20 protein-coding genes are annotated in these 22,473 nt (G+C 35.8%); 1 reads left to right on the top strand and 19 read right to left on the bottom strand.

The features are described from left to right. Positions 1-18 precede the first annotated feature (18 nt). From H4J63_RS07190 to rfaH, 14 genes are all read right to left on the bottom strand, one after another. On the bottom strand, positions 19-648 hold the full coding sequence (locus H4J63_RS07190) for an acetyltransferase (protein WP_182195683.1): 630 nt from the start codon (positions 646-648) through the stop codon (positions 19-21). After that, positions 641-1,237, bottom strand: a complete 597-nt coding sequence (locus H4J63_RS07185) for a sugar transferase (RefSeq protein ID WP_182195680.1) — start codon at positions 1,235-1,237, stop codon at positions 641-643. Before H4J63_RS07185 ends, H4J63_RS07190 begins: the two co-directional genes overlap by 8 nt. Further along, the gene (locus H4J63_RS07180) at positions 1,234-2,370 is read right to left on the bottom strand and encodes a glycosyltransferase (protein ID WP_182195677.1); all 1,137 of its coding nucleotides are present in this window, start codon (positions 2,368-2,370) and stop codon (positions 1,234-1,236) included. Before H4J63_RS07180 ends, H4J63_RS07185 begins: the two co-directional genes overlap by 4 nt. Then, complete coding sequence (locus tag H4J63_RS07175) at positions 2,367-2,939, bottom strand: acyltransferase (RefSeq protein WP_182195674.1); 573 nt, start codon at positions 2,937-2,939, stop codon at positions 2,367-2,369. Before H4J63_RS07175 ends, H4J63_RS07180 begins: the two co-directional genes overlap by 4 nt. Next, complete coding sequence (locus tag H4J63_RS07170; protein ID WP_182195671.1) at positions 2,936-4,072, bottom strand: glycosyltransferase family 4 protein; 1,137 nt, start codon at positions 4,070-4,072, stop codon at positions 2,936-2,938. Before H4J63_RS07170 ends, H4J63_RS07175 begins: the two co-directional genes overlap by 4 nt. Then, positions 4,062-5,255, bottom strand: a complete 1,194-nt coding sequence (locus tag H4J63_RS07165) for a hypothetical protein (protein ID WP_182195668.1) — start codon at positions 5,253-5,255, stop codon at positions 4,062-4,064. The genes H4J63_RS07170 and H4J63_RS07165 overlap by 11 nt, the downstream gene beginning before the upstream one ends. Further along, a complete protein-coding gene (locus H4J63_RS07160) occupies positions 5,248-6,219 on the bottom strand; it encodes a glycosyltransferase family 2 protein (protein WP_182195665.1) in 972 nt (323 codons plus the stop codon). Before H4J63_RS07160 ends, H4J63_RS07165 begins: the two co-directional genes overlap by 8 nt. Next, positions 6,209-7,660 (bottom strand): hypothetical protein, encoded by a 1,452-nt coding sequence (locus H4J63_RS07155; RefSeq protein WP_182195663.1) that lies wholly within the window; start codon positions 7,658-7,660, stop codon positions 6,209-6,211. Before H4J63_RS07155 ends, H4J63_RS07160 begins: the two co-directional genes overlap by 11 nt. Next, entirely contained in the window at positions 7,644-8,687 is a 1,044-nt protein-coding gene (locus H4J63_RS07150; protein ID WP_182195660.1) for an NAD-dependent epimerase/dehydratase family protein, read from the bottom strand. The genes H4J63_RS07155 and H4J63_RS07150 overlap by 17 nt, the downstream gene beginning before the upstream one ends. A 111-nt stretch (positions 8,688-8,798) precedes the next feature. Further along, a complete protein-coding gene (gene tviB / locus H4J63_RS07145) occupies positions 8,799-10,079 on the bottom strand; it encodes a Vi polysaccharide biosynthesis UDP-N-acetylglucosamine C-6 dehydrogenase TviB (protein ID WP_182195658.1) in 1,281 nt (426 codons plus the stop codon). A gap of 382 nt (positions 10,080-10,461) precedes the next feature. Then, on the bottom strand, positions 10,462-12,711 hold the full coding sequence (locus H4J63_RS07140; protein ID WP_182195655.1) for a polysaccharide biosynthesis tyrosine autokinase: 2,250 nt from the start codon (positions 12,709-12,711) through the stop codon (positions 10,462-10,464). A gap of 15 nt (positions 12,712-12,726) precedes the next feature. Continuing rightward, positions 12,727-13,161 (bottom strand): low molecular weight protein-tyrosine-phosphatase, encoded by a 435-nt coding sequence (locus H4J63_RS07135; protein WP_182195652.1) that lies wholly within the window; start codon positions 13,159-13,161, stop codon positions 12,727-12,729. A gap of 12 nt (positions 13,162-13,173) precedes the next feature. Beyond that, positions 13,174-14,289, bottom strand: coding sequence for a polysaccharide export protein (locus H4J63_RS07130; RefSeq protein ID WP_182195649.1), 1,116 nt, complete (start codon positions 14,287-14,289; stop codon positions 13,174-13,176). A gap of 719 nt (positions 14,290-15,008) precedes the next feature. Further along, positions 15,009-15,491 carry a transcription/translation regulatory transformer protein RfaH gene (rfaH, locus tag H4J63_RS07125; protein ID WP_182195647.1) on the bottom strand — a complete coding sequence of 161 codons (483 nt, stop codon included), beginning with the start codon at positions 15,489-15,491 and terminating at the stop codon, positions 15,009-15,011. Between the two features lie 418 nt (positions 15,492-15,909). On the opposite strand from rfaH, the gene H4J63_RS07120 reads away from it, so the two are divergent. Continuing rightward, entirely contained in the window at positions 15,910-17,283 is a 1,374-nt protein-coding gene (locus H4J63_RS07120; RefSeq protein WP_182195644.1) for an MBL fold metallo-hydrolase RNA specificity domain-containing protein, read from the top strand. A 136-nt stretch (positions 17,284-17,419) separates the two neighbouring features. Here H4J63_RS07120 and wecA read toward each other — a convergent pair whose 3' ends face one another. From wecA to H4J63_RS07095, 5 genes are all read right to left on the bottom strand, one after another. Next, positions 17,420-18,490, bottom strand: coding sequence for a UDP-N-acetylglucosamine--undecaprenyl-phosphate N-acetylglucosaminephosphotransferase (gene wecA / locus H4J63_RS07115; RefSeq protein ID WP_024605760.1), 1,071 nt, complete (start codon positions 18,488-18,490; stop codon positions 17,420-17,422). A gap of 433 nt (positions 18,491-18,923) precedes the next feature. Continuing rightward, a complete protein-coding gene (locus tag H4J63_RS07110) occupies positions 18,924-19,676 on the bottom strand; it encodes a glycosyltransferase family 2 protein (protein ID WP_182195641.1) in 753 nt (250 codons plus the stop codon). Between the two features lie 119 nt (positions 19,677-19,795). Continuing rightward, on the bottom strand, positions 19,796-20,569 hold the full coding sequence (locus H4J63_RS07105) for a glycosyltransferase (RefSeq protein WP_182195638.1): 774 nt from the start codon (positions 20,567-20,569) through the stop codon (positions 19,796-19,798). 13 nt (positions 20,570-20,582) lie between these two features. Then, a complete protein-coding gene (locus H4J63_RS07100) occupies positions 20,583-21,656 on the bottom strand; it encodes an EpsG family protein (RefSeq protein WP_182195635.1) in 1,074 nt (357 codons plus the stop codon). A 13-nt stretch (positions 21,657-21,669) separates the two neighbouring features. Then, positions 21,670-22,473, bottom strand: a complete 804-nt coding sequence (locus tag H4J63_RS07095; RefSeq protein WP_182195633.1) for a hypothetical protein — start codon at positions 22,471-22,473, stop codon at positions 21,670-21,672.

Below are 22,473 nucleotides of genomic sequence, written 5' to 3'. Positions count from 1 at the left end.
TTATATAGAAATGAGGTCTTATTTGTTCGGTACTGCAGGAGAGCCAAATGCAGTAACGTTATCCGGTATATTTTTTATAACGGTACTACCCGCACCAATCATACAATTGTCACCGATTACTATTAATTGTTTAATTTGGCTACCAATACCAACCCAACTTTTACTACCAATAATAACCCCGCCCGCCAAAGCAGTATTAGGGCAAATATGAGTAAAGTCACCAATAGCACAGTCGTGCTCAATAATAGCTGAGGTGTTAACTATGCAGCCAACGCCTATATTGGCAAACGCATTAATAATAGCACCAGCAAAAACGACACTTCCCTGCGCTATTGTAGCGTATTGGCTTATAACAGCTGTGGGGTGAATTAATGTTATTAAATTAAACTTATTTTGTTGTAACAACTGTATTTTTTGCTGGCGAATATCGTTATTACCGATAGCAACAACAACGTCATTAGGGGTTGTACTTGTATTTTTTAATGCTATTAAGTCGGCACAAGTACCATGTATAGGCCAATGTTCAATGTAGGTTTTACTTGGGTAGGCATCATCATAAAAGTTAACAATAAAACCAAGCTGTTCGGCAATATCGGCAATTACTTTACCATGGCCACTGGCGCCAACTACAACCAGCTTATTAGTCATTATTAGAACCTTTAAATGGCTCAATAGTTACGTGCCCGTCAGCGCTTATACCTTCGCGTACAAATACTTTTTTTACGGTAAGTAATAAAATTTTAATATCGAGTAAAAAACTTTGGTTATCAACATACCAAACATCAAGTTTAAATTTTTGCCCCCAACTAATAGCGTTGCGCCCATTTACTTGAGCCCAGCCAGTTATACCTGGGCGCACATTATGTCGGCGTGCTTGCTCGCTACTATATAACGGTAAATACTGCACTAATAAAGGCCTTGGCCCTACTAAGCTCATATCACCTTTTAATACATTAAATAAACCTGGGAGTTCATCCAAACTAGTCGAGCGTAAAAAGGTACCAAATTTTGTCATACGCTCATCATCAGGCAGCAAGTTGCCATGCTTATCTTTACCATCAAGCATGCTTCTAAACTTCATCATTTTAAATACTTTACCATTCAAACCAGGGCGATTTTGAGTAAACAAAATAGGTGAGCCCAATTTAAAACGAATGAGTATTGCGACAACAATTATTATTGGGAATAAAATAAGTAATACGCAAAGAGCAACTAAAAAATCAAAGAGGCGTTTCATTTATTAAACTCCTTTTCATAAGCATCCCAAACAACTATTGAGCTGAAATTTTCTGCGGCCCAATCCGCGCTTCCCGAAAAGTTATTCTCCAGCTTGTTTCTTGAGTGAATATAATTCTTAATTTCTTTTATGATTAGTTCCACACCTCTAAAGGGAAACAATTTACCACTAATACCATCACATACACTATCTCTAACCCCAACTACATCGTACGCAAAAGTAGGAACACCAAATCCTGCGGCCTCCAGAGCAACGTTACCAAACCCTTCTCTATGAGACAAAAATAAATGTAAATTAGCTAATTTGAAAAAACATCTAACGTCAGAAACTTGATCAAAATAGAAAAAGTTATCAAACTCCGAGAGTTTTTTTACAATGCTTGTTGCTTCTTCATCTTCTAACCGCCCAACCAGAACTAATTTGAAATCAGGAAAGCCTTTAAAACTACTAAAAATTTCCTCAAGCTCAATTACACCTTTGTCTATACAAACTCGACCAATACAAACCGCAACGAAGTCAGACTCTTTGTAGCCAATTTTACTTTTAAGTTTCAGTGTTTCACTTTGATCTAAACTGGCGCTAACCCAACTAAGATCTAATCCATTTGACGAACCTTGAAGCAGTACTCTTGATTTTTTGTAATTTACAATTTTTTCTTCAATAAATTTCTGTTGGAGAGACTTAGATATGAAAATACATTTACTGCTAATCATTAAAGATAATTTGTCTAAAACCTCAAAAAACTTACGTTTTTTACCTGAGTAATTCTCATACACTCGACCCCTAACAATCGCAATTCGCTTCTTTTGTAGTGTCATAAATGAGCTTATAGAGCCTAACAAAAGAGCCTTTGGCGTTGAGTAAACTACAATATCAAACCTATTAAAAATAAAGAAAATAAATAACCTGCATACGCAATAAATATCTTTTTTAATATCAATTTCACGACTGAACGGAAAGTAAATATACTTTCCTACATTTCTACTTTCTAAATCAGCTATTTGCTTTTCATCCCCGCCTGAAATTAATGTTATTTCATATTTATCTAAATTAGAGAGGTATTCCAGCTGTCCTTTCATTAAGAAATTGAATGAAACTGCGTCAGTAACAATAATGCATAATTTCTTTTTCATAGCTTAATGTCGTGTTTACTATTAATTGTTGATGGGTTGTCTAAACGTGTTTTTATATGTTTTGCGGGTACTCCCGCTTGAACACTATTATCTGGTGTTGATTTAGTCACTACACTGTTAGCAGCCACCAAGTTCCCCTTCCCCACAGCTACATTTGCAGCGACTACAGAATGTGAAGCAATCCAAGTGCCAAAGCCAATTGTTATGGGTCCTGGGTGTGCCCCACCTCTTTTTACAGAGCCATCTTTAAAGCCATGATTATTAGATGACATCACCACATACGGTGCAAGTACAACCTCATTTTCAAAAGTTATACCTCCAATAGCATTAATCCAGCTGCCTTTAGCAATATAAACACCATCCCCTAGCTTTAGTCTATTAATAGCAAGAAGAGTTACATCTCTTCCAAGAGTCAAGTTTTTAGGGCGTCCTGGTAAAAATAAAGAAACTAAAGCCCCTCTTACACGAATGAAAATAGATATATCGGGTAACCAAGCTGTTAGAAGTTGGATGAGCCAAATAGGAAGCGCATATCTTAATTGGTAATGTATTTCTTTCAATATATTCATTTATATAACTCACCCCAAAATAATGACTTTTGTTTATCCATACTTTCTTTAGAGTATCTTTTTTTGATAATTTGCAAATTCTCAGTACCCATTCTTTTTCTAAGTTGGGTATCTAAGGAAACGCATTTAATTAATTCCGCTAGGGCTTGCGGGTCTTTTGGGGGGGCTAAATAGTCTGCATTGAGTACCTCAGGAATCCCACCAACATTAGTGCCAATACATGGTATACCGATAGCCATAGATTCAAGAAGCGATCTGGGCATCCCCTCTGTGTGCGAAGGTATTACAAATAAATCAGCATTAGCTATAGTATTAAATAATTTATCTCTGTCGGTTATTGCGCCTAAGAAGTTAACTTTAGATTTTATTTTTTGCGCTTGTTCTTTAAGAGCCTTAAATTGGCTACCATCTCCTATAACAGTTAACTCCACATTTACATCTGTTTTTTCCAAAGCATTAAGTAAATCTTTATGGCCTTTTTCTCCTTCTAAACGGCCAACGGTAACAAGCTTAAAATCACCTTCCACTTCATAACTATTTTTCTTAGTAACAATTTCATCAACATTGAAACTTGAAAATACATAACTGGGTTTCTTAGTGGCGTAAGTAGCCTTACAGTCTTGACTTACAAAGCTGTTAGCTTTTGACATTTGTGCCTGCTTTTTAGCTAAAAAATTTAGAAACTGGGCTAGTATTTTGATATGAATACTTTTACCAGCAAACCCAGTGATCCCTTCATAAATATTACCGGGATACTCTCTTACGTAACCTTTCCTAAAAAGCATAACAAAAATCCACAGTACATTAGACACATTACCACTTCTTAGTATAAAAACATCTCCTCCTTTCACTAACCCAAAAGCTCTTTGCAAAAGCCTTGGGAGGTTAAGAATAAAGCTTTTCACACCTACGTAATATGGCATTGCTAGTACGCTTACATTTTTACCATCAACTCTTTTAAAGCTATCATCTATGAAATCAACTTTTTTTACTCTAGCGATAACTTCTATTTGATCAAAATACCTCAAATAATCTTTCCAATATAAATAAGGAAAAGCTAATTGGGTATAGTAACTACCTTCGTAAAAATAGAAACGATGCTCTAAACTTACTCGTACAACTTTAGCGTTCATATTTTAATACACCTAAAAACTTATATAGAAAAAATATAAAAGAAATAAAATACCCTAAACAAAAGCTAGCAACCGCACCGTATGCTCCATATGAATTTATTAAGTAGAAAGATAGTAGCAAACTTAAGCTTCCACTAAACATTGTAGTTATGCTAATAAATTTAGTTTCTCCTAAACGCATAAACACAGGTAGCATGACTTTACTTCCCAAAGAAAAAACACCAGCAAAAGACATACAAAACACATAAAAGTAGAGTTGCTTAAATTCAGCACCTATAATTTCATAATTAAAATAGAAAAAAGTTGAGACTAGTATAAGAAGAAAAAAGTAGCCAAACGAGAATTGAAAGAAGCGGACTACAACCAAATTCAAGCTACGCTTATCAATTTTATCTTTTATAATTCTACTAATGTATATTTGAAAAACAGAAACCACTATCAAACTAGAAATAACTATCTGTTGTGAAAGGTTATACATACCAAGGCTTTCCGTTGGCTGACTGTTAGCCTGAGATAAAACAAACGAAGATGAAAATATTATTAACTGGGAGAATATTGTATCTAAATGCATCCATTTAGATTTCTTAATTTTATCTGTTATGTAATGCATGTTGAGTTCAAATGACAAAAGGTATTTTTTATACACCAACAGAACTTCTAAAAACAATGGGACGACCAAGCAAATTGAAAAAATCAATAAATAGACGTAATAACTACTATAAAAAAATGAAAAAACATAGGCAGATAATAAACAAGATGCTCTACCAACAAAGAAAAAAAGCTGGTTTTTCTTTATCAGATAGTTTTCGTTAACAACTGCAAGTGAAGAACTAAATAATTGCCATTGTATACCAGCGACAGATATTGAAATTATTATTGCTAATAAAAAGTCAGTATAGAATAGTGAAATAATAAAAGATAATACTGCACTAACTATAGCTACTGTAAAATAGGCCGAAAACACATCTTGTACATTTTTTTCAACCTCATTAGAAATGAACATTAAAACTGTTCTTTGAACAGATAAGCTTAAAACTGAAGCTCCTGCAGTACAAATAAAAATTAAAAGAGAAAAGTTCCCAAAATCTTCTGCCCCAAGTTGTCTAGCAATATATAAGCTAGTTAGTAATGAAAAAAATGAGGAACCATATCTAATAAAAACTGCAAAAAATAAATCAGTCATTTCTAGCTAATTTAATTTTATATTTTAATTTGTAAGCAAAACTATAAAACTTTGAGAACATCTTAATGGCAATAGGGTAACTTATTAATAATGTGTAAAAATTAGGAAATGGGGTAGATAATTTTCTTTTCCAAATAACTTTAATACGTTGTAGCTCACTTAAGTCATCTGCCGCTAAAGATTTTTTTATAGCCCAATTTAGGAGACGCTTGTAGCCTTGAGACATAACTTCGCTGTTAACCTCTATATGCTTAGAAATCTTTTCCAGCGCATATAATTGGTCATTTAGCGCGAAGCAAATATTGCCTTTTTTCATATTATGCCTTGATAGCGAATCGACATGAACGCGATGCATACCATACACCTCAGTTAGATGTATTATATCCCCTGTCAAACAGTTTTGCATATGTAGTAGATAATCGGTACAGTTCTGTGTTGTCTTATCAACAATTTCTTGGGGTAAAGAGGCTTTTCTAAACATTTTAGAGCTGTGTGAGAAAGTAAAACCACTCTTTATTAAATCTTCTAAAGTAAACTTTTTAACATTTTCGAACTTATGAGGAGTGCTAAGTACTTTACCAGTTAATGTGTCAAAGTTAGACAAAGGATGACTACAGATATTGCAATCTTGATTTTTTTCGAGGGCTTCTACTTGAGCCTTTAACTTGCCTGGTAACATATAATCGTCACCATCTAGAAAACTAATTAATTCACCACTAGAGATTTTAAATACATCCTCATAGTTTTGCATAACACCTACATTTTCGAGCCTATCGATTAATTTGATCTTGTCATGATACTTTTTACGATACTTTCTAACTATATCTGCAGTACTATCTGTACTGCAGTCTTGTGCAACAACTATTTCGAATTCAAAGTCTACCTCTTGCCCCAATACACTATCTAAGCACTTGGCTATGTAATTTTCGTGATTATACGTTACGATGCAAACACTAACTTTCACTTCTTTTCTCCGAAACTAAATAACAGAATATAATAGGAACCGTTAAGTTTTTTATAATATAAAATATAAGATTTTGCATATCACCAGTAAAAGCATTAGTAAGAATTATTGGGAAAAAGAAAACTAATATGTACCGAGGGTCCAGTGGCGAAACAGAGCTTTTTATTATTATTAAAGCTAAGTATACAGCTATTAAATATATTATTGAGAATATAACTCCAACGTAATGGAAGTTTGCAATCGACTCCCCAACCAACCCCAGTATCAATGTTGATTTTGCATTATTAGTATCTAGATTACTTCGACCGAAAAATAACACAGTCGATAAATCGGTTTTATTATCAACTCCCAAATCTTTTTGAAAACTCTTAGGTGTAGGTGTTAATATTGCACTAAGATAACTCTCACCAAGCCAAGTGTTCTCATTTTTAAAAATGACTTTATTGATAACCTCTGTTTGTACTTCATATCTAGATAAGTCACCACTCAGGACACCTGTTAATGCATTCCCTCTATATTTAGAATTTTCTTGTATATTAGTATAACTAACTTCATTAAAAAATTGTTCACCTGCACTCTTATAGACTCCATAGATCATCATATATATAATAAACAACCCTCCAACTAAACCTAAAGTTTTTAATGTAATTGTTTTATAATAAAAGTTAATTACACTTAAAAGCCAGAAAAGTGCTAATAAAGTATTTGACCTGCTTCCTTTTAAACCACCAAAAATCAGCATTAAAAATAAAAAAGAAAGCAAAAACAATAATATATACGATTGCTTCCCATCTTTTCTATCTTCTTTTAGCATATAAAAAAAAGCAAAAGTCATTGCTAATAAGACTGGGAAAGCTTCTCCGATAATCATAAACTTTCCTAAGCCCGAAAATTCAGAATCTCCATCGCCTCTCAAGGTGTATGCACTTATATAACCAGCAACACCTCCAAACTTTGCATATATAAATATCTGTGAAAAAAAAGATATCAGCAAAAAAAACGAACTATAGAAAATTAATTTTTTCCTATTAATATCCCTTTGAATAAGGTTAAATTTAGTTTTCACCTTACTAACTAACAACCATTTAAAACCAAAAAAGCATAATATTATAATTGTTGAAAAGATAAACCAAGTTTCTGTTGCAGCAAGCCAGTTATATGACTCTCTACTGTCATAAAAATAAGGATACCAATAGGAATAGTAGAATTGTAAAGCTGGTGCAACCAAACAAAAATTAAATAATACAATGGCGAAAACACCATGTATTTTGGATATTTCACCACTATAAAAATAGTTTAATATAGAGTAACACAACACCAACGAAAGTATCGCTATAGAAATAAAAACTATGGGGTTAGTTAAAGGGGTATAGTTATAGTATATTAGTAACAAAATAGCTGTTACTAATATACTTATTAAAAATCTACTTATTGATAGCATATACTGAACAATACCAAGATGTTGTTTTTAAAATACCAATTTTAATAGCAACCTCTGGGATATACCCTAGTAAATGAGTGCTTTTATCAATATTAGCTTGTGAGTGACGAACATCCCCAATCCTGAAATCACGATATATTGGTTGTTTTGATGCCTCTATACCACACCCATTTAGAGCAGACTGTATAGCCCCATACAAATCGTTTAGCGTTGTTCTATCACCTACGGCAACATTGTAAACCTCGTTTTTAGCTTCATCTTCCGCTGTTGCTGCAAGAATATTCATTTGTACTGTATTTTCGATGAAGCAAAAATCACGACTTGTTTCACCATCGCCATTAATATAAACATCTTCACCTTGAATCATTGCCGCAGTCCACTTAGGGATTACTGCTGCATATGCCCCATTTGGATCTTGGCGCTGCCCAAAAACATTGAAGTAGCGTAAACCAATGGTTTTAAAGCCATATGTTTTAGCATACACGCCCGCGTACAGTTCATTTACGTATTTGGTTACAGCGTAAGGGGATAATGGATTACCGATGTTCTCTTCAACTTTCGGTAGTGCCGGGTGGTCGCCGTATGTAGAACTACTAGCTGCATAGGTAAAGCTTTTTACGTTGGCCTCTTTTGCGGCTTGTAACATATTTAAAAAACCGGTGATATTAGCCGCATTGGTTGTTAAAGGGTCGGCTATTGAGCGTGGTACCGAGCCTAGTGCTGCTTGGTGTAATACGTAATCAACGCCATTGCCATTATTAGCTATAGCCGCTTCGCAATCTTGATAATTACGAATGTCGCCTTTTATAAAGTTAAAGCCTTGCCACTGCTCTGCTGTTACTAATTCTTTTACTTCATCAAGATTGTGCTGATGGCCGGTCGCAAAGTTATCAAGCCCAACTACTTTTTGATTTAATTTTAATAAATGCTCTAAAAGGTTAGAGCCAATAAACCCTGCCACCCCTGTTACTAACCAGGTTTTAGGTGATGAAAGTAGTTCTGTTTTAATTTGTTCGTAGCGAGTCATGTATGCCTCTATAAAATCTCTGGATAATGAACTAACAGCGTTTAAGTTATTAATTGTGCTTGGCGTATGCAGTCTAATTTAAGAGCGCGGGATAAACCCACGCCTACAAAGCTATAAACGCATATCTACACTTTGTTTTGGTAGTACATATTTAAGATCGTAAAGTACGTGTTCTGCTTTACCTAGTGCACGAATTTGTTCTGCGCCCATTTCTTTAAATTCGTTATGGCCTACAGCAAGAATGATTGCGTCATAGTTATTTTGTTTATGCTCAGCAGTTAAGCTTAAACCGTATTCATTTTGCGCTTCATCGTTTGAGCACCATGGATCTACTATATCAACATTAATATTGTATTCTTTAAGTTCACTTACTATATCGACAACTTTTGTATTACGTAAATCTGGGCAGTTTTCTTTAAACGTTAAACCCATAATAAGTACATTGGCGCCATCTACATGGATACGCTTTTTAAGCATATTTTTAACCAGTTCTGATACTACATGTTTACCCATACCATCGTTTAAACGGCGACCGGCTAAAATCATTTCTGGGTGGTAACCTACACTTTGTGCTTTATGTGTTAAGTAGTACGGATCAACACCAATACAGTGTCCGCCAACTAATCCTGGACGAAATGGTAAAAAGTTCCATTTAGTGCCGGCCGCTTCTAATACTTCGAGCGTATCGATACCTAACTTATTAAAAATAATCGACAGCTCATTAATTAAAGCAATATTTACATCTCGCTGTGTGTTCTCAATTACTTTTGCAGCCTCAGCTACTCTAATAGAGCTTGCTTTATGTGTGCCGGCCGTAATTACTGACTTATAAAGTTGATCAACTTTTTCAGCTATTTCTGGAGTAGAACCTGACGTTACTTTTAATATGTTAGTTACACGGTGTTCTTTATCACCTGGGTTAATACGCTCTGGAGAATAACCGGCAAAAAAGTCTTTATTAAATACAAGCCCTGATACACGCTCTACTACTGGTAAACACGCTTCTTCTGTTGCACCTGGGTATACTGTTGACTCATAAATTATTATGTCGCCTTTTTTAACCACTTTGCCTAGCATTTCACTGGCTTTAATAAGTGGTGTTAAATCAGGCTGTTTATGTTCATCAATAGGAGTTGGTACGGTAACAATGTATACATTACAGCTTTCAAGATCTGACACTGTATAGGAGAAATTAAGCTGTGGAGACTCTTTAAGCTCTTCATCACTTACTTCAAGTGTAGAGTCGTGGCCGGCTTGTAATTGTGCAATTCGACCTTGATTAATATCAAAGCCTGTTGCTGGAAATTTCTTACCAAACTCAACTGCTAAAGGAAGGCCTACATAACCTAATCCTATAATGCCAATTTTTAGGTCCGTTAATGAATCGTGCATAGTTGTACTCTCTTTGTTTAGTTATAGAGCTTCGAGCTTTAGGCTTCGAGCTTCGTAAAAGTTAAATTTAAAATTGGTTTCATATTAAAACGTGCAATAAAAAATCGAGTATCAAGATGGATATTCTTGGATAAAAAACACGTTTTAATAATTTATTTCGAGTGGAATTTCATTCATTTTCGATGATGATAATTCTCTGAATTAACTAAATCAGTACACAATGGCTAGCCACTAAATTGCATTTTAGCAATTTTGTATCTCAGCTTTATTACAACCCACTGAGACACTTTTTTCTAAATTGAGACAGTCAATTTAGACTATCTACTTGTAATTGCTTGTTTTTGTAATTTTTATAAAAAGTGCCCAATAGGCCCCATATAAATTATTTATCACTTTTGTATTCGTAGTTGTAATATCCATAATACCCATACGCATTACTCGCTTTTTTAACTACACCGTTAAATACAACGCCTTTTACGTCTATGCCATTTTGCTCAAAACGATTTCGAGTTAGCTCTATTTCTCGTACATGATTTTGTCCAAAACGGGTTACTAGTAACGTAGTGCCTGTATGCGCACTTACAATTGCGGGGTCAGTTACTGCAAGTATTGGTGGTGTATCAATAATTATAATGTCGTAAGCGGCGCTTACTTCTTCAACTAACTTACTAAAGTTGCTATGCATTAATAGCTCTGAAGGGTTTGGCGGTATTTGTCCACGCGTAATAACACTTAAACCTTCAACTTTGGTTGGTTTAGTAACTTGCTCTAGGTTTAAACGGCCAGATAAGTAATCACTTAATCCATCGTCCCACTTTAACCCAAACTGCGTTTGTAAGTAGCCTTTACGCATATCGGCATCAATAATCAGTACTTTTTTACCGCTTTGCGCAAGCACACTTGCTAAGTTAACCGATATAAACGATTTACCCACACTTGGGCTTGGGCCCGATATAGCAATAATATTATTTTTAGCTTCCATCATCGCAAAGTGCAAACTTGTACGTAAGCTACGCAGTGCCTCTATTGCTAGGTCAGCTGGGTTATAAAGAGCTAATATGCTTCTAGGCTTATTTGTTTTGTTTTTACGGGCTCGTTCAGCAAAGCCACTTAGTTTATCTTGGTAATCTGAGTGCGGTACACTTGCGTATACAGGTAGGCCTAGCGCTTCAATTTCTGCAGGGTCTTCAACGCCTTTGTGCATTGCCTTTTGTATAAGCACTATAGCCACAGCTAACATACCGCCTAGCATAGTCGCCATTACGACTATTAATGCTTTTTTAGGTTTAACTGGCTTGCTGGTGTTTACCTCGGCGTAGTCAATTATACGTACGTTACCTACAGTGCCTGCGCGAACTATATCAAGCTCTTGCGTTTTACTAAGTAACAATGTGTAAATTTGGTTGCTTACCTCAACATCGCGTCTTAAGCGAAGTAGCTCTTGTTGAGTTTCTGGCAGATTACCTACCTCACCTACAAGCTCTTGCTTTTGGCTTTCAACCGCCTCTATTTGCTCCAGAATACCTTGGTATGTTGGGTGATCTTTTTTGAATTTACGGCCAAGCTCTAACCGTTTTAGGTTTAGCTCTTGTAACTTGGTTTCAAGCTTTACAACTTGTTCAAGCACACCTTGTGTTTCGAGTGTTATGTTTATTGATTGGCGTTTAATTTGGTAGTCGTTAAAGCGTTGCTCTGCGTATTCAAGCTGTTTTTTAATTTCAGGCAGTTGTACTTCTAAAAACTCAAGCGACTTTTGTGCCTCGGCACTATTGCGCTCAACATTGCGGCGTACATAAATAGCGGCCACTTTATCAAGTACTTTTTCAGCGTAGCTTGGTTTAGTGCTTTGTAAACTTAAGTTAATTATGCCTGAGTCTTTACCTTTTTCACTTGCACCAATTGCTGTTTGCAAATCTAAAATAGTATTAAGACGATCTTTACGGGTAATTGTAAACTCTGTACCAGGGCGCGCATTTAAAGTACGAATGGTTAAGTTAAACTTACCGTTTGTAAGCTCCTCGCCTACTTTACCCGATAATATTTTCTCGCCGTCACCATTTAAAAGTGCAAGGCTGTTGTTAGTTTGTGCGATCAAAGTAAATGCTTGATTTACAGCAGTACGTGGTACATCAAACCTAAATACATTTATGCTCTCACCACCCCATGCGTAGCTATTAGCACCAAAGCTTGGCTCTGCTAAGTCGCCATCTTCCATTGGAGTAAATTTACGATAAGCGCGACTACCAATAAACGGGAATAGTTTAGGCTCTGCTATAACATCAAGCTTTAAAGTATCTACAGCTTCACCTATTATACTACGCGACTTTAGTAGCTCTATTTCGGTTACTGCAGCCGATGTACTTTCGAACATGCCTGCCATATCGTCAAAACCAGGGACTGATGCGCTGCCGTCTTCAACTTGTATCATGGCTGTTGCTTGGTAAACAGGGGTACTTAATACTGCATAAATAACACCCACAAACATAAACAGTGCGGTTACAGCTACTATAAAATATTTGCGATCGAGCAATGCGCCTAGTAGCGCCATTAAATCAATTTCTTGCGTTGGTTGTGTATTATTAGTGCTTTTATTATTAGCGCTACTAGCGCTGTTATTCGGCTGTGTATTCATTAAATTAGCCATTCCTTATAAATACTTTTGCCAAGCGCTACACGCGCTGTCGATTAATGTGTAAACGTGTCCAAAAGCCTCTTGGCTTTGGCGATATGGGTCTGGTATTTCAGCGTTATTAATCCACTTACCCAATAAAAACGTTTTACCGCGCGCCTCTGGGTAGCGAGCATGTACGTCGTTTAAATGGCGTTCTTCCATTACAAGTATTACGCTGTTTTGCGCAACTAAGCTTGATGTAAGCTGCTGGCCTTGGTGGGCATCCATATTAACGCCATGTGCGAGTGCTATTTGTTTTGCTTTTGCATCTGCTGGTTTGCCTTCAAGTGCTGTTAACCCAGCAGACGATACTTTAATATTTTTGCCTTCAAGCTTTTGCTTTAAAACATACTCACCTGTTGGGCTGCGGCAAATATTACCTGCACACACCACTAAAACTGAATCAAACATTTTTAAAAACCCTTAGTTTGCAGTTATATCGTCAACACTATCTACAGTAGCAATAGACGGTAATAGTAAGCTAATTACACGGTTCCAACGGGCAAGTGGTGCCGATGTTACATATACAATATCGCGCGGTTGTAGTTCAAACTGCTCAGCTAACACCATTGCCGCTATATTTTTAGCATGTAATTGGTATACGTTTGCAATAATACCGGTTTGCTCTACGTCACTTTTTCGCAGTACAAATACACCGTTAGCGTCTGCTGTTGCCTCATTCAAGCCGCCCGAGTCGCTTAGCGCTTCGGCCAAGTTTAAACCATAACGGTTAAGCGTTACTGAACCTGCTTTTTTAACGTCACCTAATACAAATATTTTTTGTGCATCGTTACGGTTTACGTGCACTATGTCGCCATGCTGCAATAAGCGGTTTTGCGAAATATCACCATGGGCATAAAAGTCATCAAGTTTTATAACTTCTGTTTTGTTGCCACGGGTAAATGTAACTGTGCGCCAATCGGCTGCATCTGTTAAACCACCTGCTTGGTTTAGGGCATCTATTAATGTAAGTGGAATTTCGGTTACTGGGTATACACCAGGTTGCTTTACTTCGCCGGTAACGTAGGTTTTTTGGCTTCTAAAGCCCACTACTTTTACGTCTACTTGAGGGTCTTCTATTACTCGGCTTAGGCGTTTAACAAGCTCATTACGTACTTGGCTTATTGTTTTACCTGCTGCGGGTATATTTGGTGCGTAGGCGTAAGTAATGGTGCCGTCTCGTTGTACTCTAAAGCCGTCAAATTCTGCGGTACGTTGTACTGCTGCAGGTATTGTTAGCTCTGGGTGATCCCATACGCCTATTGTTAGTACGTCACCAACACCTAGTTTGTATTCGTAGTTACTTACGTTTAAACCAGCAGTGCTTGAAATTGGTTTAGCTGCTATACGCGCTTGATTTTGTTTATTTATTAGTAGCGAGTCGATTATTTGAATGTTTACTTTTTCGAGATCTTGTTCGAGGTTTTGTGTTTGCTCGCCTGAGTCTATACCTTCAAAGTGGCTGCCTGGTACTATTGTACAGCCGGTCATGCTTAGTATTGCGAGTATTGATGCGAGTGATTTACAGCTTAACGCCATTGTAGAATCCCAAAATTATTTTAATATTGCACTTACTCACCAACCTTGGTGAGCACTTGTATTTTAGCCGACTAATTAAAGCATGTGCACTATTGTGAATCAATAGCCTTTGCTTTGTAAAAGCTTTGTAACTAAGTTTTTAATTAGCACTGAAATTATATCAGTATTTTCATAAGGTCTTTATGAATAAATTTAATTGATAGCCGTTTTTAGTAAAACACCAGGCTCATTAATATCTAATTGCATTAAATAAAGTGAACTAAGGTAAATGATAGATCACTAAAATATAAAGATTACGAGCTTTGCTCGTCACGCCAGCAAGCTGCGCGTTTACAAGTGACTAACTACGGTGCCTAACTTTGCAAGTAGAGATACAAGGCGTAGAGCTTGCTCACGCGAAAAGCGTAGCTTTTAACCTCTTACTGAGTCAATGAGATGCCACTTAAATATAAAGATTACGAGCTTTCCTCGTCACGCCAGCACGCTGCGCGTCTTGTATCTCTCATTGATAAATGATTAGCTATCATTTATCACATCGAAGTCAGTGAGCTTGCCTGTGCGTCTACAGTAGACTTAACAACACAGTTTTAAGTGCTTTAGGCACGCTTCCGCCCTTAGGTTACAGTTCCTAGTTACTGATATAAAAATATTTTTTCGCGGCATAAAGCTGCTGCTACATTTTAATTCACGCGCGTAAAGCCGCTGCTACGCTTTAGTTATTATTGCTTAATATCTTTATTATCTACACTTACTTCAATTTTTTGATTAAGTAAGTTAATGAGTAAAATACTGCGCAAGTCGCCGTCTGGCTCTTTATATATAGCTTGTATATTATTAAATGAATCGTTATTAACACTTACTGCATCGCCTATTTTTGGTATTTTTGATTCTGTGGTGTGCGAACGTTCATTTTTTAGTTGGTTCATTATGTATTCGGAAACTAATTGATAATTTGCCCCATAAGAAACAAAACCACCTATTCCACGGGTATTTTTTACAGCAGAAAAGTTACCATTTTTTGATTCAAGGCATACAAATAAATAATTAGGGAATAAAGCGGTGTGTTTGACGGTCCGACGACCTTTAACCAACCTTTCGGTAGTTAATTGGGGGTAAAACGCTTCAATCCCTTGATTTTGCAAGTTAGTTTTAGCTCGCTCTTCTTGCTTAGGTTTGCATACGACTAAATACCAACATTCCATAGTAGCCCTTAATACACAACTAAATTGCAAAAAATACAATTACAAACTAAACAACGGCGGCATTATAGCCAACATAAAGCCTCTATGTAAATAAGCCTTAGTGGTTAATAGCCACTCACTTTAATTAATATTGTTATTGAGTTTAAAGAGAGTAAAGGCTTTAACGCTAGTTTAGTACCTATAAAGCCATGTTTAGATTGGGCCAAACAAAAGTTTAGCTGCGAAAATTTATTAAAAACTTTAATTAATATTTTTTAATAAATATATAAATAAGAGCGCGAAGTAAATTCGCGCCTACAGGTGGGTACATACTTCTAGATAAGGTTATTAATTTAGCCCAAGCGTTAGTACCTTGAATAATTATGGCTTTACTTCTACCTTAAAATTCAATGTAACAAATTGATGACAAGGAAGCACAATGCAAATACTTCACCACGGAGCGGTTAACGGCGTTACTGGTTCGTGCCACGAGCTGGTAGTTAACGAGCAAACAAGTGTGCTTATTGATTGCGGGTTATTTCAAGGCGAAGACTCTAAAGCCGACCTTTCAATTGAGTTTACTATTACCCATGTTACTGCCCTTATTGTTACCCATTGCCATATTGACCATGTTGGCCGAATTCCTTACCTATTAGCAGCCGGTTTTAAAGGCTCTATTTTTACAAGTATTGCATCGGCCAGCTTATTACCTTTGGTAATAGAAGATGCTTTAAAAGTGGGTGTAACCCGCGACCCTAAAATTATAGCTGCCTGCTTAAGCTTATTAAATAAGCGTATCGTAGCTGTTGACTATAAAACGTGGTTTGAACTACCTTGCAAAGGGCCCAGTAAAGCTAAAGCGCGGTTTCAGCGTGCGGGCCATATATTAGGTTCTGCCTACGTTGAAATTGATGTTACAAATAGCAATAACAACAAACATCGCGTTGTATTTTCGGGAGACTTAGGTGCGCCATACACCCCGCTACTCCCTTCGCCTAAGCCGCCCTATAAAGCCGATACCCTCGTTATTGAATCAACCTACGGGGATAAAAATCATCAAGGCCGTAAAGAGCGCACAAAAACGCTAAAAAACATTATTGAACGCGCCGTAGCCGACAATGGTGTTGTTTTAGTTCCTGCTTTTAGTATTGGCCGCACACAAGAGCTGCTATATGAGCTTGAGCAACTAATACATAGCTCATCTAAAAAGTCTAAGTGGCAAGACATTCACGTAATACTCGACTCCCCCATGGCAGCCAATTTTACTGAGCAATACAAAAAGTTTAAACACCTATGGGATAGCGAAGCTAAACGCAAAGTTGCAAACGGTAGGCACCCGCTCGATTTTAAAAACCTAACTACGGTTGATACACACAAGGAGCACTTGGCTGTTATTAACTATTTAAGTACCCGGCAAACACCAGCCATAATATTAGCAGCAAGCGGTATGTGCACTGGTGGCCGAATAGTTAATTATCTTGAGCGATTTTTAAGTGACAAAACCACTGATGTATTGTTTGTAGGTTACCAAGGAAACAAAACGCTAGGTCGCGAAATTCAAAAATATGGCCCGCGTAATGGGTATGTTTTTATAAATGATGCTCGCATTACTATAAACGCAAAAATACATACAATTAGCGGGTACAGCGCCCATGCCGATCAAAACGGATTAATTAAGTTTGTAACGGGTATGCATAAAAAGCCAAGCCGTATTAAAATTGTACATGGCGATGTTGAAGCAAAAAACGCCTTAGCAGCAAAGTACAAGGAAGTGTTAAGTAGTGAAGTTAAAATAGAGATTGGAAGGTGTTAATGAGCCACGCAGTGAAGTATAAATAAACCCACAGCACCTGTTGTTAAAGTATGTTCAAATGGCACTCAGCTTTAAGTGCCATTTGGATTTTCTAGTATTTATGTAACTTTATTTTACTCTATAAACAACAAGCAAGTTATTGTTGTATTGTAAGTTCAGGCAGCCCAAGCTTACACCTTATGTAGTTAATTACTCTACAATAGTTTGCAAGTGCATATAAATAAAGACAAAATACTACTAGAAAGCAATAAAACATATAGTACTCTGGGATATTATATACCTCTCCCAGCATCCCCACTGAAGCAAACACCGAGGCTATAAAACAAATTAACGCCAATGTTTGCATGGGAGAGCAGCCAATTCTTTGGCAGATATGATGTAAATGCTCTCTATCTGGCTTAAATGGTGATTTTTTTTGTTTAATTCTACGTATCATTATTGCAACCATATCCATTAAAGGGACTGCGATTAACCATAATGCTGTTACAGGACGGATCATTGGGCTACCTGGATTTTGGCTAGCGCCAATTAAAAGCCAAATTACAGTAAAGCCTATCATCATACTACCTGCATCACCCATAAATACTTTTCTAGCACGACCGAATAAACCCAAGTTCATTATAATATAAGGGATCATAGTAATTACCAACAATATACATAAATAGCTAAGTTTTTGCTCACCCGACAAAGATAATAAAATAGCTATGCTGCCAAATGTAACAATTGATAAACCACCAAGAAGCCCATCGATACCATCAACCATATTAAAAGCATTAATACAGCCGATCACTGCAAACACGGTAATCACAGGACCAAGCCATGTGAGAAAAATTTCTCCAATACCGAACATATTACCCAAAGACTGCATTTGAGCACCTGCAAAGTAAATCATAACTATAGAGATAGCCGTTTGTATGATGATCCTAAACTTAACGCTTAAATCATATTTATCATCAAGAACACCGATTGCTGTAAGCGCAGTTATGCAAAGCATAAATAGGTTTTCGTGATTAATCATACCTGGGTGAGAATAAATGTAATGAACTATTGTGATACATATTGCCACGCCGCCAACTAGGGGAATATTACCTGTATGAGCTTTTCTGCCTGAGGGAATGTCTACAAGTCCAATATTGCGTGCTACTTTTCGCATTAGGAATAGCATTGCGAAGGCAATAACAAAGGTAAATAGAAGATCTAAAATCATATAAAGTTCCGTGTTAACTGGCTAAGTTAACTTAATCTGGTTGTTTCAGTTGATTTAAAGCACTTAAAAATTTAATGTGTGCTTTCTGAATTTTTAAATAATTACAGCTAAAGTAAGAATTTCCCTAAACACACTCATGTACTCCTTGGCGAAAACAATATAACACTTGCCTATAAAAAAACTCAAAGTTTAATGAGCTAGTAAAGCATCTAAGTATTTTGGGTTATTTAGAGCCTTTCTAAACAACAATGAGTAAATTAAATAGTTTTGTATTATACAAATACACAATAGATATATTTTATTATTCATTTTTTTGATTAGCAATACGCTAGTCCATTATTCTATGGCTGAACTCTGAACGCGCATTGAATACAAATATAAACTAAAGATCTATTCCGAGAGTAAGATTTAAACACTTAGGCTTTTATAGGTATCACGACTGACGGAACACAGCTCTCCATGCATAATAGGCAAAGCAAGTAACTGCTTTTATAAAAGGAAGCTTTTCTACTTCACGATAAATTTGCCACTGCCGCTTAGCCTTTTTTAATTTGTTTCTTGAAATTGAGTTAGGCATTATTCTGTAACACGTTAGTATCTCATTTAATAGGTAAGCGTTTTTCCCCGATTTTAATAACTTTAGCCATGTTGCATAATCTTGCCCTGTTCTTAGTAATGGCATAGTAATATCAGAAAAAGCATTACGTCTTAACATTACGGTAGAGCATCCTAAGGTTGCTTTTTTTCTTAGCATGTCGCTATAGGTAAAAAAGCCGGTTTGTGTTGCATCTACTGTTTTACCTATTGGCTCCCCACTATGATCTATTAGGGCGTAAGCAGTAAAAGAAAAGTCAATGCTATCCCCCATAAAGGCTACTTGCTTTTCAAGCTTATTAGGATGCCAGCAATCATCACTGTCGATAAACGCTATAAAGTCACCTTTAGCATTACTTAATGAGCTGTTGCGTGCGACAGCAGCACCTGAGTTAACCGCATTTTTGAAAACTTTTACTCTTTGATCTTTTTCTGATACCTCTTGCAGCAATTGATATGTTGAGTCTGACGAGCAATCATCAGTTACTAGCCATTCCCAATTATCTAGCGTTTGTGAGGATATAGACTTATAAGTTTCAAGTAATTCTGAACTAGAATTATAAGTCGCTGTAATAATTGAGATAAGGTGCATATTTAACTCTTCGTTTGAAAAATACTTTAATAGTAAATTTTGCTAAGATATATTTATTTAAAAAATCCTGCATAGTATATAGAGATAAACCTTAGATTAAAGCTTTAGAAATAAAATAATCATTTTCTAATGTAGTTTTTTAACATTAGCTTCATTTTTTCATAGAAAGATAACTCTGCAGGAATTTTTATTGCCCACCGTAGCATTAGCGCAAAGCGAATATAAAAGGGATAAAAGCGCAATAAGTACCCTCTAGCACAGAATCGACCAGCATGATCTATAGCTCGACTTTCTATATTAGTCGTGTGGTAGCAAGTGGCTAGACCTAAATAACTTACTTTTGCATTAGCCTTAAATAAATCTAATATAAATTTATTTTCTTCACAGCATGGAAGCTGTGTCCCTAAACCTAAATTCGTATCGAACTTAATATTATTAGCATTGACGAATTCTCGCCTTACTATTATTTCAATAGAAGATATTTTTAAGGAATTTGTTAACTTGTGCGAGCGGTGAAAAGCATAATCCTTATAAAATTTACTATGATCCTCTAAAGATTTAATTTTTATAAAATGAAGATCATTATTAGAGTTTTGGAGTATGTAAACTAACTTATCCAGAGCTTCAAATTCTAATTCAATATCATCGTCCTGTATCCACAACCACTTGCTCTGGCTATTTTCGATCAGCATATTACGGCTGCGACTTAACCCAGATTCAGTCGTTTTTATTACTTTAACCCTTTCCGATAGTTGAGTTACAGTATTAGTAGGTTCTCTTTGTGAACATATTAAAAAGTTGACTCTATGATCTATTTTATCAATATTTGTCTGAAGATATTCTGTCAACTTATTTAAAGAAGCAGTAACTGTTGATATGGCAATTGTTAACATGGAGGCCTTACTATTAGAGGTTAAATTTTCCCAATACATTATAGGGTATATATTGTTCTGAGTTTGTCATCTTAAAAACAAAGAACATAATTATAAATGACACGATAGATAGGTAAACTAACCTTCCCTCACCTTTAAACACTCGCATTAAATAGGTTAAAAGCACAATATTTGATATATTAAAAATAATCACAAACCTATCACTTAAGTCCTCAAACTGCATTAACAATATACTTAAGATAAGCCCTATAAAGCTTAAGTTAAAAAATAGATCAAAGTACTCAAACCTTTTCGCGAGCCTCTCATAATAATAAAGTAAAATAAGAAACGTTAATGGTTTTTCTATAAATGAGAAAGAAAATGGTTTTGGCTCGCCAGCAGATACGTATGACTTAAACGCGTAAAAAATAACGTTTGAGTTGGGTAAAACATCTGCTATTAGCTTAATTACATTGATTCCTTGCAAAAATAACGCGCTAATTAGGATAGACATAAAAACGTGCGGTTTAAATTTTTTATTTACAAAAAAGTACAATGGAAAAACTAAAATCAAGCTTACATGAAAAGTAACTGCTATTAAATTCAATAAAAAATAAGCGTAAGCATTTCTAGATTTTATAAACTGTAGTGAATATAAGAATATTGCGACAGCTAAACCTTGCCTTAAAAACATCATGTTAAACTGAAAATAACCATAACGCATATAAATTAGTAGTGCGAATATAGTCATTGGAGTGTATATAGATACACTTTTATAGGTTAAACCTATAGTAATTAAGGCTGTAACAACAAGAAAAAAATTAAAGTCATCAATTATGGAGTGAATTATAAAATTATAAGTTAAATACCCTTTTTCTATGCGCCTATTGTCAGAAAAATAATTAAATAAATTTGAGATATATTCGGGAGCATCATAAAATACTTGGTGATAAACCTCCCAATCAGGTTTAGCACCTACTTCATGCCTCAACCCCGCAAATAAGGCAAGTATCAGCACTAAAGAATAGCCCAAAAAACTATAGTCTTTTTTTGCTATAGATGAGTACGAAAAAAGTGTAAGCACGGCAACAAGTATAAGATAAATCATTTATTAAAGGGCACTATTCATCTAACTTCAGACCTGAAATAAGCCGTTCATATAAAGACTCTTTGTCAAATACTGTGTTTTTATCTAAATTATCTCTTCGGAGTTGCTCGTTCCACAGATGGACTGCCTGAGCTCCTTCCAGATTAATGTGCCCATCACTGGCAAAGAAAATTTTCTTCCAGTCAGCTGATGAAATTGGGTAATATTTTTGCATTGGTGCAGCATAGTTTATTAGCTCACCCTTCTTTACAAAGCCAGTAAGGGCTTTGGGTCCTGTAATACCCCATGGCAAATAAGAAAAATCTCCGCGCCCCCAGGTTCTGCCAATAAACTTTCTTATTAGGAATTTAAATGTATCCCACCTTGTAAATTGAAATGGGTTATTACAGTAGTTACTTAAATTAGAAAATAGTTTGTTACCTGATTCTTTCGTTCCAATTACAGCATTGTTTATATAGGTTTCATTCTCAAAACCAAAATCAAGATCGTTCTCAATGTAAAATGGAGATAAGCAGATAACGTCCATATCAACCCAATAGGTATTGCTACACTTTAGAAGCATTTCGTACCTAAAGTGGTTAGCAAATCCAGCATAACTTCCTTTACCTTTACCTGTTACAGACCCGTAAGTAAAAACTTTATTTTTTGGTAGTATGCTATTAGCATCTAAAACCTCGACACCTTCCGGTATGTTTAGTACTTCATCGTAGGTATATAGATACACCTTATGCCCTGCACGCAAAAAAGAGGTTAAACACACTCTTTCTAGCCTAGATAAAGCACCACCAATCCATAACGATCTTATTTCTGCCAACAT

The sequence above is a fragment of the Pseudoalteromonas sp. 5Ae-yellow genome (assembly GCF_014077565.1).
GTDB lineage: Bacteria > Pseudomonadota > Gammaproteobacteria > Enterobacterales > Alteromonadaceae > Pseudoalteromonas.
Note: the sequence above shows the minus strand (reverse complement) of the source record. Positions and strands in the feature narration are given on the sequence as shown.

Bases quoted from the DNA above. Each gene is read 5' to 3' on its own strand.
- H4J63_RS07190 (WP_182195683.1), bottom strand. From the start codon at position 648: ATGACTAATAAGCTGGTTGTAGTTGGCGCCAGTGGCCATGGTAAAGTA.
- H4J63_RS07185 (WP_182195680.1), bottom strand. From the start codon at position 1,237: ATGAAACGCCTCTTTGATTTTTTAGTTGCTCTTTGCGTATTACTTATT.
- H4J63_RS07180 (WP_182195677.1), bottom strand. From the start codon at position 2,370: ATGAAAAAGAAATTATGCATTATTGTTACTGACGCAGTTTCATTCAAT.
- H4J63_RS07175 (WP_182195674.1), bottom strand. From the start codon at position 2,939: ATGAATATATTGAAAGAAATACATTACCAATTAAGATATGCGCTTCCT.
- H4J63_RS07170 (WP_182195671.1), bottom strand. From the start codon at position 4,072: ATGAACGCTAAAGTTGTACGAGTAAGTTTAGAGCATCGTTTCTATTTT.
- H4J63_RS07165 (WP_182195668.1), bottom strand. From the start codon at position 5,255: ATGACTGATTTATTTTTTGCAGTTTTTATTAGATATGGTTCCTCATTT.
- H4J63_RS07155 (WP_182195663.1), bottom strand. From the start codon at position 7,660: ATGCTATCAATAAGTAGATTTTTAATAAGTATATTAGTAACAGCTATT.
- H4J63_RS07150 (WP_182195660.1), bottom strand. From the start codon at position 8,687: ATGACTCGCTACGAACAAATTAAAACAGAACTACTTTCATCACCTAAA.
- tviB (WP_182195658.1), bottom strand. From the start codon at position 10,079: ATGCACGATTCATTAACGGACCTAAAAATTGGCATTATAGGATTAGGT.
- H4J63_RS07140 (WP_182195655.1), bottom strand. From the start codon at position 12,711: ATGAATACACAGCCGAATAACAGCGCTAGTAGCGCTAATAATAAAAGC.
- H4J63_RS07135 (WP_182195652.1), bottom strand. From the start codon at position 13,161: ATGTTTGATTCAGTTTTAGTGGTGTGTGCAGGTAATATTTGCCGCAGC.
- H4J63_RS07130 (WP_182195649.1), bottom strand. From the start codon at position 14,289: ATGGCGTTAAGCTGTAAATCACTCGCATCAATACTCGCAATACTAAGC.
- rfaH (WP_182195647.1), bottom strand. From the start codon at position 15,491: ATGGAATGTTGGTATTTAGTCGTATGCAAACCTAAGCAAGAAGAGCGA.
- H4J63_RS07120 (WP_182195644.1), top strand. From the start codon at position 15,910: ATGCAAATACTTCACCACGGAGCGGTTAACGGCGTTACTGGTTCGTGC.
- wecA (WP_024605760.1), bottom strand. From the start codon at position 18,490: ATGATTTTAGATCTTCTATTTACCTTTGTTATTGCCTTCGCAATGCTA.
- H4J63_RS07110 (WP_182195641.1), bottom strand. From the start codon at position 19,676: ATGCACCTTATCTCAATTATTACAGCGACTTATAATTCTAGTTCAGAA.
- H4J63_RS07105 (WP_182195638.1), bottom strand. From the start codon at position 20,569: ATGTTAACAATTGCCATATCAACAGTTACTGCTTCTTTAAATAAGTTG.
- H4J63_RS07100 (WP_182195635.1), bottom strand. From the start codon at position 21,656: ATGATTTATCTTATACTTGTTGCCGTGCTTACACTTTTTTCGTACTCA.
- H4J63_RS07095 (WP_182195633.1), bottom strand. From the start codon at position 22,473: ATGTTGGCAGAAATAAGATCGTTATGGATTGGTGGTGCTTTATCTAGG.